11 protein-coding genes and 1 pseudogene are annotated in these 13724 nt (G+C 61.1%); 5 read left to right on the top strand and 7 right to left on the bottom strand.

Annotated elements, in window-relative coordinates:
* Positions 1-113 precede the first annotated feature (113 nt).
* Both OEG81_RS17080 and OEG81_RS17075 read left to right on the top strand, forming a co-directional pair.
* Complete coding sequence (locus OEG81_RS17080) at positions 114-1022, top strand: Bug family tripartite tricarboxylate transporter substrate binding protein (protein WP_264130468.1); 909 nt, start codon at positions 114-116, stop codon at positions 1020-1022.
* Between the two features lie 89 nt (positions 1023-1111).
* Positions 1112-2032 carry a LysR substrate-binding domain-containing protein gene (locus OEG81_RS17075; protein ID WP_264130467.1) on the top strand — a complete coding sequence of 307 codons (921 nt, stop codon included), beginning with the start codon at positions 1112-1114 and terminating at the stop codon, positions 2030-2032.
* 34 nt (positions 2033-2066) lie between these two features.
* On the opposite strand, the gene OEG81_RS17070 is transcribed toward OEG81_RS17075, so the two are convergent.
* From OEG81_RS17070 to OEG81_RS17050, 5 genes are read right to left on the bottom strand one after another with little or no spacing between them, the layout of a single operon-like run.
* Entirely contained in the window at positions 2067-3434 is a 1368-nt protein-coding gene (locus tag OEG81_RS17070; RefSeq protein WP_264130466.1) for an MmgE/PrpD family protein, read from the bottom strand.
* Positions 3435-3474: 40 nt separating this feature from the next.
* A complete protein-coding gene (locus OEG81_RS17065; RefSeq protein ID WP_264130465.1) occupies positions 3475-4554 on the bottom strand; it encodes a tripartite tricarboxylate transporter substrate binding protein in 1080 nt (359 codons plus the stop codon).
* Positions 4555-4572: 18 nt separating this feature from the next.
* Entirely contained in the window at positions 4573-5634 is a 1062-nt protein-coding gene (locus tag OEG81_RS17060; RefSeq protein WP_264130464.1) for a lactonase family protein, read from the bottom strand.
* Positions 5631-7727: an acetate--CoA ligase family protein gene (locus tag OEG81_RS17055; protein WP_264130463.1), complete on the bottom strand. Its 2097-nt coding sequence runs from the start codon at positions 7725-7727 to the stop codon at positions 5631-5633. Before OEG81_RS17055 ends, OEG81_RS17060 begins: the two co-directional genes overlap by 4 nt.
* Before the next feature lie 5 nt (positions 7728-7732).
* Positions 7733-8545: an enoyl-CoA hydratase/isomerase family protein gene (locus OEG81_RS17050; protein WP_264130462.1), complete on the bottom strand. Its 813-nt coding sequence runs from the start codon at positions 8543-8545 to the stop codon at positions 7733-7735.
* Positions 8546-8737: 192 nt separating this feature from the next.
* Between OEG81_RS17050 and OEG81_RS17045 the strand changes: the two genes are divergently transcribed.
* Positions 8738-9538 (top strand): IclR family transcriptional regulator, encoded by an 801-nt coding sequence (locus OEG81_RS17045; protein ID WP_264130461.1) that lies wholly within the window; start codon positions 8738-8740, stop codon positions 9536-9538.
* A gap of 32 nt (positions 9539-9570) precedes the next feature.
* On the opposite strand, the gene OEG81_RS17040 is transcribed toward OEG81_RS17045, so the two are convergent.
* Complete coding sequence (locus OEG81_RS17040; protein WP_264130460.1) at positions 9571-11427, bottom strand: ABC transporter ATP-binding protein; 1857 nt, start codon at positions 11425-11427, stop codon at positions 9571-9573.
* 134 nt (positions 11428-11561) lie between these two features.
* On the opposite strand from OEG81_RS17040, the pseudogene OEG81_RS17035 reads away from it, so the two are divergent.
* Positions 11562-11690: pseudogene (locus tag OEG81_RS17035) on the top strand (NAD(P)-dependent alcohol dehydrogenase); the annotation flags it as partial.
* A gap of 13 nt (positions 11691-11703) precedes the next feature.
* Here OEG81_RS17035 and OEG81_RS17030 read toward each other — a convergent pair.
* On the bottom strand, positions 11704-12921 hold the full coding sequence (locus OEG81_RS17030) for a DUF445 domain-containing protein (protein WP_264130459.1): 1218 nt from the start codon (positions 12919-12921) through the stop codon (positions 11704-11706).
* A gap of 239 nt (positions 12922-13160) precedes the next feature.
* Here OEG81_RS17030 and OEG81_RS17025 point away from each other — a divergent pair, with 239 nt between their 5' ends.
* Positions 13161-13721, top strand: coding sequence for a methylated-DNA--[protein]-cysteine S-methyltransferase (locus tag OEG81_RS17025; RefSeq protein ID WP_264130458.1), 561 nt, complete (start codon positions 13161-13163; stop codon positions 13719-13721).
* Positions 13722-13724: the final 3 nt, after the last annotated feature.

The raw sequence follows: 13724 nt of genomic DNA, 5'->3' as shown, positions 1-13724 counted from the left end.
TGTCAATAAAACCGCCAGGCGCACAGCCTTGCAAACGATAGAATCACGGAGATATCATGAACGTATTGCGCTCCTTCCTTTTGCTGCTGGCTTGCCTGGGCAGTAGCCTTGCAGTGGCTCAAGGCTATCCCTCTAAATCGATTCGCATGATTATCCCGGCCGCGCCGGGCGGCGGTGTGGATTCGGCGGGCCGCATACTGGGCCAATATTTGTCGGAGAAGCTGGGGCAGTCGGTGGTGACCGAGAACGTGGCCGGGGCGGGAACGATGCTTGGTTCCGAAACCCTTGCCCGGTCGCAGCCGGACGGCTACACCATCCTGATGGCAACCAGCAGCCACATCGTCAACGCGGCGGTGCGCAGGACCATGCGATACGATGCCATCGGCGATTTTGCCGCGGTGTCGCTGGTTGGCTCCACCCCTGACTTGCTGGTGGTGAATGCGGATTCCAGCATCAAGTCGGTGGCCGACCTGATTGCCGCGGCGAAGAAAGATCCGGGCAAGCTGACCTATGGCTCGTCGGGGCTCGGTACGCTTTCGCAACTGGAACCCGAAATGCTCAAGGACGAAACCGGTATCGACATATTGGGCGTGCCTTATAGGGGCGGCGTTCCCGCCGTTATGGCGGTGATAGGCAAGGAGGTCGATTCGCTGTTTCTCGGTGTCGTGGCGCTCGCCCCGCATATCGATGCGGGCAAGCTCCGGCCTCTGGCGGTCACCAGCCCGGCGCGTCTACCGAGATTTCCGGATGTGCCGACCATGGCGGAGTCGGGCTTCCCCGACTGGAATACCGACACGTGGTATGGGGTGTTGGTGCCGGCCGGCACATCGCCGGACATCATCGCGACGCTGAATAAACATATAAACGATGCGCTCAAGCTGCCCGAAATCCGCCAGAAACTGGTTGCAGCGGGAATTGGACCGGAAGCGTCGACACCTGACCAGTTCTCTTCTATCATGAAGAACGATCTTGCCCGCTGGCAGAAAGTCATAGAGAAATTGCCGGAACTCAAGATCGATTGACACGCCCGGGCTGCTTTTGATCTTTCACCATCCTGGTGGGCTGATGGGGCGCGGCCCGGTTCCGGGCCCGCTTATCAAGGCAATACAGGATGAGCCGACGCATCCCTCCCCTTAATCCGTTGCGGGCGTTTGAGGTCGTAGCCCGAACGCACAGCCTGAAGTCCGCCGCGCAAGAGCTTCATGTGACGGAATCGGCGGTCAGCCGCCAGATCGCCGTCCTGGAGTCATACCTGGAGAAAAAGCTCTTTCGACGCGACAAGCGGGGCATGACGCTGACGCGCCTGGGAGCAACTTATGCGGAACAGGTGATTCCGGCCTTTGAAGAGCTCGCGCGGGCCAGCGAGTCGCTTGACAAGTGCGAGAGCAGCGTCAGGGTTCGTACGCCCACCAGCTTCGCGGCTAAGTGGCTGATTCCCAACCTGGCCGATTTCGAGCAGCAATTTCCAAAGATAAACATACACGTCGTTAACGTATTGCCCGACGTCGACTCCGATTTCGACCGCGACCCAGTCGACGTGAGCCTGGTTCAGAGCGGCAGGCAATGGTCCAAGGCGAACGCGACGCTTTTGTTCAAGGACGAAATAGAGCCCGTCTGCTCGCCGGAGTATCTCGAGCGCTACGGCGCCGATCTTGATACTTCCACAGCCTTGCTCAGGCACCGTCTTCTGGTGTCCCGGGCCCGCCGCCGGGACTGGGATGACTGGCTGGCGGCGACCGGATTCGCCCCTGCGGCGGCCGATACCGAAAGAATGACCTTCGGTGTGTCCCTGCTGACGTGGCAAGCCGCAATAGATGGTTTGGGCATCGCTATCGGACAACTGCCTCATCTTAGCCGGGAGCTTGAACGCGGCACGTTGCTGCGCCCTTTCGGGCATGCGATACCGCGGGGTACCGCGCACTATCTGATCATACCGATGCCCAACCGCCAAACCCGTGCGGCACGTATGTTTTGTGAGTGGCTGCAAGACAGGATTTCCCACGACGTGTCGCAAACCGCGACGGCTGGGTGATGCCAGGCCGGGCGGCTAGCCGCTTGCGTGGGAACTAGCTCGTCTGGCGGGTGGACAACAGCCGCGCCACCGGACGGATGTCCGACGCTGCAGCGATCGAACGCAGGGCTTCCAGCGCCTGAATGGCACCGTCGTCGCCCAGATAGGGCGCCGAGTTCTGAATGAACTTGGCGTCCACCACACTAGCGGAGATGGGCGAGGTCCTGCCCGGCGGATAGTCTATCCGTGTGGCGTACCGGCGGCCGTCGCGCATCACGATGGACACGCGATGAGGCCAGCAACGGGGGAAGTCCTGCTCCAGCTCTGCATCATGTACGACCTTGACTCGCTGAAGCAGATCGTGCGCCAATGCGCCGGCGGTTTCCGGATGACGAATCATGTCCAGCGATACGGCACCGTGGACGAGGGCCAGGGTGACGGAGTACTGATGGCTGAACGTCGCGTCGAGGGCCGAGTTCAGGGCAGGTCGGTCGCAAACCTCGATCGACTGCCGGAAAGCCGCTATTTCCACTGAGGCAATCTGCTCTGCCTTGATATCATGCGCCTGCCGCAGGTCCAGGGCCGCAGCCGTTGGTCCATGAGCGAAGCGGCAGGTGGGATAGGGTTTGATCGTCATCTGGGAAAACTCGTAGCGGCTTCCCAACCCGGCATCCAGCCGCGCGGGGTCGCCGGACGGCCCCATCACTTTGCAGAACCCCATCGGGCCATCGAGAATCCCGGGAGGGCCTCCGGCGCCGTGTGCGCCCATTTGCGCCAGCATCACGCCCGATTGCGCTGCACGAGCGCCATGCAGTGCCGAGTCGAACATGGAGCCGTCTATCTGATGTTGCCTGAGTCCCGCCGCGGCGGCGCCGGCCAGGCCCAGGGTTTCCGCGAACTTCTTTTTATCGAGGCCAAGCAGCTTCGCCGCGGCCGCAGTCGTACCGAACACCGAGCAGGTCCCGGTATTGTGGAATCCGTAGGCATAGTGGCCAGGGCTCACCGCTGCCGCAACCCGTGCCGCAACTTCGTAGCCCGCGATTGCGCTGCCGAGGAAGCACCGCCCGTCGGCGCCGAGTCGCTCGGCCATTGCCAGGCACGTTGCAATAACGGGGCTCCCGGGGTGCAGCGTTCCGGGCTCATACGTGTCGTCGTAGGTGTGTATGCGGCCGTGAAGGGCGTTCACGAACGCCGCGCTGGAAGCGGGTGCCCGTGTGTCCAGGCCGACCAGCGTCGCATGGTCGGCATCGCCCCACTCCGCTGCCGCCAGCCTTGCGCTTTCGCAGGAAGGCATGTCCAGGCCGGCGAACATCACGCCGATGGTATCGACCACATGGTCGAGCAGCTTGGCTTGAAGGGAAGCAGGCACATCCTCCCAGCGCAAGTCCGATGCGAACGATGCCAGGGTAATTCCGTGACTCATAAAAACAAGTTCCTTACGCTTGGTATCCGGGCCGGATGCCTTACTTGATTGCCAGCTCGGGCTTCTGCGCTACCAGCTTCTTCCAATGTGCGACGCTATCGGCCATGTACTGTGCAAACTCGGCAGGTGTGCTGCCAATGAGTGTCGAGCCAGTGGCCGTCAGTTTCTCGCGCACATCGGGAGCTTTCAGGGCATCCACGAACGCGCGGTTCAAGGTTTGAATGACCGGTTCGGGAGTGCCCTTCGGAGCGGCGATGCCGTACCAGGCGCCGGCTTCGACGCCCGGAACACCCGCCTCGGCGTTGGTCGGCACATCGGGAACGAGGTCGGATCGTTGATCGCTGGTAATGGCCAGCGCTTTAAGGCGCCCGCTCTTGGCGTATTGGGACATATTGAGCACGGGCAGGAACAACACGTCGATTCTGCCGCCCAATGCGTCGTTGACCGCCGGGGTGCCGCCAAGGTAGGGAATGTGCAGCAGGTCGGCGCCTGTCACGGCTTTGAACAGTTCGCCGGCCATTGCACTGGATGAACCCACGCCCGGCGAGCCAAAGTTGAGCTTGCCGGGCTCTTTTTTAGCCAGATCCACCAGCTCGCCCAGTGTTTTGACGGGTACGTGGTTTGCCGCCATGATGAGGTTGGGCTGGGTGGCCAGCAGCGTTACCGCGGAAAAGTCCTTGATCGGATCGTAGCGCAGGTTATCACGCAGTGCGCCATTGATGGTGTGGCTGTCGGTAAGAAACTGGATGGTGTAGCCGTTGGGCGTTGCCTTGGCCACGTATTCCGAGGCCATTGTGGTTCCGGCCCCGGGCTTGTTCTCGACAATGACCGATTGCCCCAAAAGTGCGCTTACCCTTTCCGCAAGGATGCGGGCAATGATATCGCTGGTGCCTCCAGCGGCGCCGGCGACGACCATCCGAATGCTGTGGCTTGGATAGGTCTCGGCGGCGTTTGCCGGCACGATGGCCAGCGCCGCCGCGCACATGGCGCAAAGCCGGGCCAGGCGGCGTACGATTTGCAGTATCGTTGCTGAGTTTTTCATTGTGTCTCCTTCGAATTTATTGTCGCTGCCAAAATGATGGAACGCAGGCCGCCCACCGTCAATTTCCGATTTCTCCACAGGCTTGAGGTTTTCGAATCACACGCCTTCAGGCACGGGGCTGATCTCGATCCAGCTTGGCCGCTTTCCCACTGCATAATGCGCAATCGGATCAAGTGCCCCGGTATCGGAACGAATCGCATAGACGGTCACCCGCTTGGTTTCCTGTCCCGCGCAAAGAAGGAATCGGCCGTTCGGCTCGATCGCAAAGCCGCGCGGGTTGGCATCCACCGTGAAAGCACCCGTATTCGATATCATGCCGGTCAGGGGGTCCACCTTGAAAACCTTGATTGAATTGGTCTTGCGGATGCTGGCGTAAAGAAACGCAGCGTTCGGCGTGAGATGGATGTCGGCGGCCAACGCGTTGCCCGAGAAATCGGGCGGCATGAGGGACTCGTCCTGCAGTGCTTGCAGGGCGCCGGAAGCACGATCCACGCTATAGGATGTCAGCGTTCCCGAATGTTCGTTGATGCAGTAGAGCCTGTCCAGCGTGGGATGGAAAACCAGATGGCGAGGGCCGGAGCCCGGCTGCGTGTAGGTGACCGAAGAGCGTGTCGGTTCGAGCCGTCCCGATACGGGATCAAGCCGATAAGCCAGGATGGCATCACCGTCGACCGTGGTGGCATAGACCAGCCCGCCAAAGGGAGCCTCGATGATGCAGTGCGCCTTGGGTGATGTCGGTATGGTTTGCCGGCATGGGCGGGCGAGGCGTCCATCCGGTTCGATGGCATTGACCGTCAGCAGTGCTCCATCGTATGAGGCGCCGAGCATGAACTTGCCGTTGAGGGTGGTTGAAAGATAGGCGATCGGCGCCGGCATCAGACAGGAGTCAAGCAGGGTCAGCCTGCCTGATCCGGGATCTATGGTGAATGCCGATAGTGGGAATGGATCGATACGAACTTGCGCGTACAGTACCTTGTTGTCGCGGCTCCGGGTCAAGGGGATGTTGCCGCGAGTGGGCGCCCCGGAACCCGGGACCCCGATCGCCTCGATCAAGGTCATGCGGCCGGTTTCAGGGTCCAGCTGGAATGCGTGTATTTCCCTGCTCTCGGTCGAGGAAACATATACCCGGCAGGCTGTGGGGCTGGAAGCTGTTTTCATTCGCATACCTCGGCAAGCACGGCGACGCCGTCCGCTGCTTTTACGCCCTGGCCTTCAGGCATCACGAACAGCGGATTGATCTCGGCTTCGAGCAGACGATCACCCAGTCCTGCGGCCATCTGCGAGAACGCCACGATGGCGGAAACCAGCGCGTCCAAGTCGGCTTTGGGCCGTCCGCGAAAGCCGTCGAGCAAGGGCCAGGTTTTCAGCTCGCGCACCATCTCCGCTGCCTCTTCACTGCTGAGGCCTTGCCCGTCGGGCGGCAGGAGGCGCATTGTAGTATCTTTGAACAGCTCGGCCGTGATGCCGCCCATGCCCAGAAGAATCGCCGTCCCGAGGGGGTCGCGGTGCATTCCGAGAATCAATTCCGTGCCGCCGGTAACCATCTCCTGGACAAGAAATCGCTGTGACAGAATACCGGCCCGTTGTTGGACCTCGGCCTGCATTTGCGTCAGCCGCGCAGCGACGTATTCGGCCTCAAGATTGACGGCAACGCCGCCCACATCGCTTTTATGCAGGATGTCGGCCGACAATATCTTGAGTGCGACCGGGCCGTTGAAGGCGCGTGCAGCCTGCTCGGCGCCACCGGGGGTCGTCACTACCTTCTCGCCGGTGCAGGGAATGCCGAAGCGGGAAAACAGTTTCTTGGCCTGGGCTTCGTCCAGCGCCCCGCCCGGCAGGCCGGACAGGTCGATTGATGTGTCCGGCGCCGAACTGCCGGGCGCCTGCCAACGAGCATGCTGCAACATTCCGGCCAACGCCACGGTGCAACTCTCGGCAGCCGAGAAGGCGGGAACGCCACGCTGGGTCAACAATGCGGCCACGTCCGGCGCATGCGGACTGACATAGGCGATCACCGGCTTGTCGCTTGCGGGAAGGCAATCCTGTATCGCGCCGGCCATCAGTTCGGGCATCGCCAGGCTGGACGAGCCGACGATGATCGTGAGGGCATCGTAGCTGGGGCTGGCAAGCAGCGCGCGAATGGCACCACGCAGCAGATCCGGCTGCAGTCCGGCCAGGGTCACGTCGATGGGATTGCGATCCAGGGCGGCGTGGTTACCGGTTTGAAGCGCGCGTAGTGCTGCTGCCGTATCGGCGTCGGGCGCCGGTGTCTCGAAGCCCGAGACGCCCAGGCTGTCGGACACCAGCGTGCCTGCGCCGCCTGTCGACGTCAGGATTGCCACACGATTTCCCAGCAGCCTGCGGCCGGTTACCAGTGCGGCGGGAATGTCGAGCAGATCGCCAAAAGTCTGGGCACGGATGACACCAACTTGCTTGAACAAGGCATCGTACATACGGTCGGCGCCCGCCAACGCGCCGGTGTGCGATACGGCCGCTTGTGCTCCCGCTTCCGAGCGGCCAACCTTGAATGCGACCACCGGCTTGCCTGCGCTTGCGGCTTTTAGCGCCGCGGCCCTGAACTTTTCCGGATGACGTACGCTTTCGACGTACAAGGCGATAATCTGCGTGGCTTCGTCTTCGGCCAGGTAGTCAACGAAGTCAGCCAGATCCAGGTCAACCTCATTGCTGGTCGAAATCAGCTTGGACAGTCCGATGCCGCGCGGCACCGCCCTGGACAGCAACGACCCCAGGATGCCTCCGCTTTGCGACACTATGCCAATGGAACCCACCGGGAAATGCTTCATTTCCAGTGCCCCGCTGGCCGACAGCACGATGTTGTCGGTCAGGTTGACCAGGCCGATGGTGTTGGGACCGAGGATGCGCATATTGCCGGCGGCTTCGATCAGTTGAGCTTGACGGCTTGTGCCTTCTTCACCTGTTTCGCTATAGCCGCTAGCCAGGACGATGGCCGCCGCGGCGCCGAGCCGCGACAGTTCGGCCACGGCTGAGTGGGCGCGGTCGGCACCCAGCAGCACGATGCCAACGTCCGGCACCGCCGGCAGCGACGCGATATCGGGATAGCAAGGCAAGCCATCAATGTTGTCGACCCGCGGATTGACGGGATAGATGTCTCCGGCGAAACCGTGTTTGCGCAAGTACGCTACCGGGCGGCCGGCCGTCTTCCTGCTATCGGCGGAGGCGCCGATGATCGCTACGCTGCGCGGCTTGAGCAGGCGGGAAATGGCGTTCATGACCGTCACCCCCTGTTTGTGGTTGCGGCATTTTTGCTGGCGCTTTTGGCCAGGAACGCCATGACCGATTCGCGGTGCTCGGTGCTGGTATAGCATATGCCTTGTGCCTGGCTGCCTTGAGCGAAGACGTGTTCGGCTGAAAGTTCGAGGCTTTGGTTCAGAATGGTTTTACCCAGCGCCAACGCCGTTGCCGAGCCCTTGCTCAATTCGGCCGCCCAGGCCTGCGCATCGGCCACCAGCCGTTCCGGGCTGGATTGGCGATCGGCGATGCCCAGGCGCAACGCCTCCTGTACGTCCACTTTTCGGCCGCTGAAGATCAGTTCCTTCGCCTTCGCCAAGCCTACACGGCGCGGCAGGAAATACATGCCGCCGCCGTCCGGCACGAGCCCCCGGTTGATATAGGACCATGTGAAACTGGCGGCCTCGCTGGCAATGATGAAGTCGCAGGCAAGCGCGGTGTCGGCGCCCAGGCCCGATGCCGCGCCGTTCACCGCCGCGATGGTGGGTTTGGGCATGGTGTGCAGCAGCGACTGTGTGTAGTGCACGCGCTGCTGGCGGTGCCAGCCATTGAAGGCGACATTGCCTGCCGGCATGTTCATGCGCCGCTCCATGCCGGAGACATCGCCTCCGGCGCAGAAGCTCTTTCCATGGCCGCTCAGCACCATTGCGCGGACGGCCTTGTCGGCGCTGACTTGTTCAAGTGCTGCGATGAACTCGGTACGCATGTCGTCGCTCATGGCATTGCGCTTTTCGGGGCGGTTGAACAGCAATGTGGCGATGCCGTCGGCAATGCTCAGTTCTATCAGGCTGGTGTTCATGTCATGTGTCTTTTTTTGGGTCGGGTTGGTCGGTGGTGGGTCGCCGTAGCCGGCTCGCGCCGATTGAAATTCCGGCCCCTTGCGACGACCAGTCGAGTTTAGGTCCGAGAGCGTCGGCATGCATCCCCATAATTCCATTGTGCGGAAATGGTGATAGACTGTGGCGCAACCTGGCTTCTCTTTGAGTTCCTCATGAATTCCGTTTCAGCCTCCATTTCCCGCCGCCGGCATCATGAGGATCCGACGCTGAATCGCTCTCTTGTTCGGGGGGTGGAAATCCTTCGTGCATTCCAGCCTGGTGTGGATCTATTGGGCAATGGAGAGATCGCGGAGCGCGCCCAGCTTTCCCGTGCCACGGTCAGTCGCCTTACGCAGACGCTGGTTGAGTGCGGGATGCTGGAGTACGACCGGGCCCGGCGTGCCTATCGGCTGGCGGCGCCGGTCCTGAGCCTGGCGCACACCATGCGCACGGGTTCGCCCGTGCTTGGCGCTATTGCTCCGTTGATGCGCGAGTTGGCCGAAAGAATGCGCATTAACGTGGGCTTGGCAACCGCTGATCGAGATGAGATGGTTTATCTGGAGTCATTCCGCTACAACCGCAAGGTTGCACTGCGTAATGTGGTAGCCGGGCAGCGTGTTCCGATGGAGCTCACCTCGCTTGGCAGAGCCCATCTTGCGGTGGTAGATGACAAAGAGCGAAGCACATTGCTCGCGCAGTTTCGGCAGCGGGACGGGATCGACTGGCATCGCCTACGCGAAGAGATAGATGCCGCCATGCGTGACGTCAACACGAAGGGCTGCTGTGCTGCTTCGTGGCAACCGGAAGTCGTTGCGATTGCTGCGCCGCTCATCCTGCCATGGCGCCCCATTTATGTCCTGAACGTCAGCGTCAGGACCTCGGACAGCATTTCGGCGACGAAGAAGCAACTGAGTGGGTCGTTGCTTACGCTTTGCGAGAAGGCAAAGAATGCGCTGCTGACTGTCGATGCCTGAGCCGCTCGCACTTCACGGATGATTCAAGAAAATCACGGCATCGAGTCTGCCATCTCGTCTCGCTCGTCGGCCAGAAAGCCGCCGCTCTGGTGTCGCCAGAGCCGTGCATAGGTGCCGTTCTTCGCCAGCAGTTCGGCGTGGGTCCCTTGTTCGATGATCTTCCCCTGATCCATGACGATCAGGCGATCCATGGCGGCAATGGTGGAAAGCCGGTGGGCGATGGCGATGACGGTCTTGCCTTCCATCATTTCGTCCAGGCTTTCCTGTATGGCCACTTCCACTTCGGAATCCAGGGCGCTGGTGGCTTCATCCAGCAGCAGGATAGGCGCATTTTTTAGCATGACGCGGGCAATGGCAATGCGCTGGCGCTGGCCGCCCGAGAGCTTGACGCCGCGCTCGCCAACCAATGTGTCGTAGCCGCTGCGTCCATGCGCATCGTTCAGTTCATGGATGAAGTCGTCGGCCTGGGCATGGATGGCGGCTTCCTGGATCTCGGCCTCGCTCGCATCGGGACGTCCATAGGCGATGTTGTCGCGTATGGATCGATGCAGCAATGATGTATCTTGGGTGACCATGCCGATGGCGCTGCGCAGGCTGTCCTGCGTCACCTGGGAAATGTCTTGTCCATCGATACGTATCCGGCCGCTGTCCAGATCGTAGAAGCGCAGCAGCAGGCTGATCAGCGTGGATTTTCCGGCGCCGGAACGGCCCACCAGTCCAATCTTCTCGCCGGGGCTCACCGTCAGACTCAAGCCGTCGAGCACTTGGCGTTCGCCGTTGTAATTGAAGAAGACATCGTCGAACTCCACTTTGCCGCATTTGACCTGCAGCGGGGAGGCGCCCGGTATATCCTGCACCTTGGCCACGCGCGAGAGCGTGGCCATGCCGTCCTGCACAGTACCGATGTTCTCGAACAATGACGTCATTTGCCACATGATCCAGTGCGACATGCCGTTTACGCGCAAGGCCATGGCCGTGACGGCGGCCACGGCGCCGGTGCCTACTTGCCCGTCATGCCACAGCCACAGGGCATAGCCGCCCGCTGTAAAGATCAGTATGGCCACCAGCATCTGGTTGACAATCTCGAACTGGCTGACCAGGCGCATCTGGCGAAATCCGGTGTCCTTGAAATCCTCCATGGCCGCGCGGGCGAAGTGAGCCTCGCGCTTGGTGTGCGAGAACAGCTTGACGGTCGTGATGTTGGCATAGGCATCGGTGACGCGCCCGGTCATAGAGGACCGGGCATGGGCCTGTTCCTGTCCCACTTTGCCCAGGCGCGGCACGAAGTACACCATGGCCAGTCCGAACAGGATGATCCAGTTGATGAAGGGCAGCATCAGCCGCGCATCGAACCCGCCCGCCAGCGCCACGATGGTGATGAAGTACACGCCGATGCCCAGTACGATCTCGATGAAGGTGAACAGCACCTCGCGCACGGCCAGCGCAGTCTGCATGACCTTGGTGGTGACGCGGCCGGCGAATTCGTCGGAAAAGAACGATAGGCTTTGCCGCAGCATGAGGCGGTGGAAATCCCAGCGCAGCCGCAGCGGCAGGTTGATGGCCAGCACCTGGTGCTGCATCATGGTGCGCAGCGCCACCAGGACGATGCTGGCCACCAGCACGATGCTGATGGACCACAGCACAAGCCGCTCATGCGCGGCGGCGGGTTCGCCCTTCTGCCAGGCCGACAGCAGTTCCACGACCTGGCCGAGAAAGGCGAACAGCCAGGCCTCGTAGATCGATACGCTGGCGCTCAGCAGGGCCAGGGCCGCCAGATAGCGGCGCGAGCCGCGCGTGCAGGCCCACAGGAAGAGAAACAGGCTCTTGGGCGGAAGCGGTGTCTCTTCGGGCGGAAAGGGATTGAGCAAGCGTTCAAACGAGCGGAGCAAAAGCGCCTCCGAAATGATCAAAAAGGGAGGTGAGAACCCCCAAAGTGTCCGCCGGCAGGGTTAATGCGGGCGATCGCTGTCTCGGGCTCGGGTTTTATAAATAATACGGGAAATGGCGCGGTGGCGGTCGGCGCTCGGAACACGGCATCGTTGCGGACATCGAGATGATCCGCGCGGACGAGATCAACCAGGCTTACGAGCGCATGCTCAAGGGCGATGTCAAGTACCGTTTCGTCATCGACAGCGCCAGCCTGGGTGGTTGAGGCGGGGTGGCTCTTATACCAGCCATCCCGTCACGACATGGATGATCACGCCGACGATGCCGCCGACCACCGCCCCGTTGATCCGGATGAACTGCAGGTCGCGTCCGATGTTCAGCTCCAGCTTCTCGACAATTTCCTCGTCCTTCCATTCCTTCATCTTGTCCGAAATGAAACGGCCGAGCTTGGGGCGGTAGGTGTCGATGAACGCGGGTGCGTATTGGATCAACTGCTCGTTCATCCATGCGCGTATGTTGTCGTCGCGTTTGAGCGATTCGCCGAAACGCAAGGTTTGCCCGCAGACGGCTGCCTGGATCTGCGAATCTTTGCTGCCAAGGTCGCGTTGGATCCAGGCACGGAAATCTTGCCAAAGGCCGTCGAGATAGGCCGACAATTCGGGATGATTGGCAATCTGATCCTGGAACTGGCCCAGCTGGTAGCGGAAAGCAGGATCCGTCTTCAGCTTCTCGGTCAGGCGTTTCAATTTGATGTCGAGCTCGATGCGCGCCGGGTGCCCGGGAGTTTCATTGATTTCGGCGAGTATCTTGGCGGCCGCTGTAATGAAGCGCTCGCTCAATGCCGTCCCGGCCCAGCCTTTCAGGCTGCTGAAATACAGCGGCATGTCCTTGGCCACCATGCTGTTGAATTTTTCCCTGACATCGGGGTCTTGCAGGTAACGGGCCAGGTAATCGATGGATTGATCCAATAGTTCCTGATGCTTGCCGTTGCGAGTCAGGATATCCAGGATTTTTCCCAGCAGGCTGGCGAGATCGAGTTGTTTTATTTGGTCGGAAACGGCATTTTTCAAGTAAGCTTGAACGTTTCGGTCATCCAGCGCGGTCAAGGCATACGAGAAGAACCGGGCGGCCAAGGCGCCGGATTTCTCGGCATTTTCCTTGTTTGACAGCCACTCGGCCAGCCGGCTGGCGGGGTCGATTTTCCTGATGACGGAAATGATCCGGTCGGTGGAAAAGAACTCGCCCTGGACAAAGTCGCCAAGGTTGTCGGCGATGCGGTCCTTGTTTTTTGGAATGATGGCGGTGTGCGGCAGCTTGATGCCCAGCGGATGGCGAAACAGCACGACCACCGCATACCAGTCGGCCAGCGCCCCCACCATCGCCGCCTCGGAAAATGCCGCCATATACTCCAGCCAGGGATACCGCTCCTGAAGCAATATCGAGACAAGATAGACCATGGCGAAGAAAGCCAGGCACGCCACCGCCATAAGTTTCATGTCCCTTAGCCTACGGCGCTTGACTTCATTTTCGGCTTTGGCCAGGCGGACTGCGAGGGGTGGAGGGCTGTCTGTATTGATCATCTCGTCAATGCTTTGACTGTGCGAAATATCGATATTTTGGGCGTCGCGGTGCAGGCCGCGTCTGTTACATTAATTCAAGAGCAAGGAGCGGAGTGTTCCGGGCGCCCGGCTTCCCTACACTTGGTGTTCCTACACAATGACGTCGAGTGCCGACCATGGAAACGACCAATACCCCCGACTTCACTTTTCATTTTCGTGCCCCCGGATCGCGTCCGGCCGGCCCCATACAGTATGCCATCGGCGACTGCGGGCAGGGGGCTATTCTTGTTGCGCGCAGTACGCATGGAATTTGCGCGATATTCCTGGGCGACGATGCCCCGGGCCTGCGCGGTCAACTGCGCGATGCCCTTCCGCGCAGCGAGCTGGTAGAAGCTGCGCGGCTCCCTCGCAATGATCTCGACCGTGTGATCCGTTACGTCGATCAACGGGTGGCCGACGGGCCCATCGACCTGGATATCGGCGGAACGCCATTTCAGCAGCGGGTCTGGTCCGCGCTATGCAACATCCCCATGGGCGAGACGCTCAGCTATACCCAATTGGCCCAGTCCCTGGGCCTGCCCAAGGCAGTGCGCGCCGTCGCCAGCGCCTGCGCGGCCAATACGCTGGCCATCGTAGTGCCCTGCCACCGGATCGTGCGCAGCGATGGCTCGATCACGGGCTATCGCTGGGGAGCCGAGCGCAAGCGCGATCTTTTGCGCCGGGAACGGATGCAATGACGA

The organism is Pollutimonas sp. M17 (assembly GCF_025836975.1).
Classification (GTDB): Bacteria; Pseudomonadota; Gammaproteobacteria; order Burkholderiales; family Burkholderiaceae_B.
Note: the sequence above shows the minus strand (reverse complement) of the source record. Positions and strands in the feature narration are given on the sequence as shown.

Excerpts from the sequence above, each read along its gene's own strand:
- OEG81_RS17025 (WP_264130458.1), top strand. The coding sequence starts at position 13,161 with ATGGAAACGACCAATACCCCCGACTTCACTTTTCATTTTCGTGCCCCC.
- OEG81_RS17060 (WP_264130464.1), bottom strand. The coding sequence starts at position 5,634 with ATGAAAACAGCTTCCAGCCCCACAGCCTGCCGGGTATATGTTTCCTCG.
- OEG81_RS17055 (WP_264130463.1), bottom strand. The coding sequence starts at position 7,727 with ATGAACGCCATTTCCCGCCTGCTCAAGCCGCGCAGCGTAGCGATCATC.
- OEG81_RS17075 (WP_264130467.1), top strand. The coding sequence starts at position 1,112 with ATGAGCCGACGCATCCCTCCCCTTAATCCGTTGCGGGCGTTTGAGGTC.
- OEG81_RS17070 (WP_264130466.1), bottom strand. The coding sequence starts at position 3,434 with ATGAGTCACGGAATTACCCTGGCATCGTTCGCATCGGACTTGCGCTGG.
- OEG81_RS17030 (WP_264130459.1), bottom strand. The coding sequence starts at position 12,921 with ATGAAACTTATGGCGGTGGCGTGCCTGGCTTTCTTCGCCATGGTCTAT.
- OEG81_RS17050 (WP_264130462.1), bottom strand. The coding sequence starts at position 8,545 with ATGAACACCAGCCTGATAGAACTGAGCATTGCCGACGGCATCGCCACA.
- OEG81_RS17045 (WP_264130461.1), top strand. The coding sequence starts at position 8,738 with ATGAATTCCGTTTCAGCCTCCATTTCCCGCCGCCGGCATCATGAGGAT.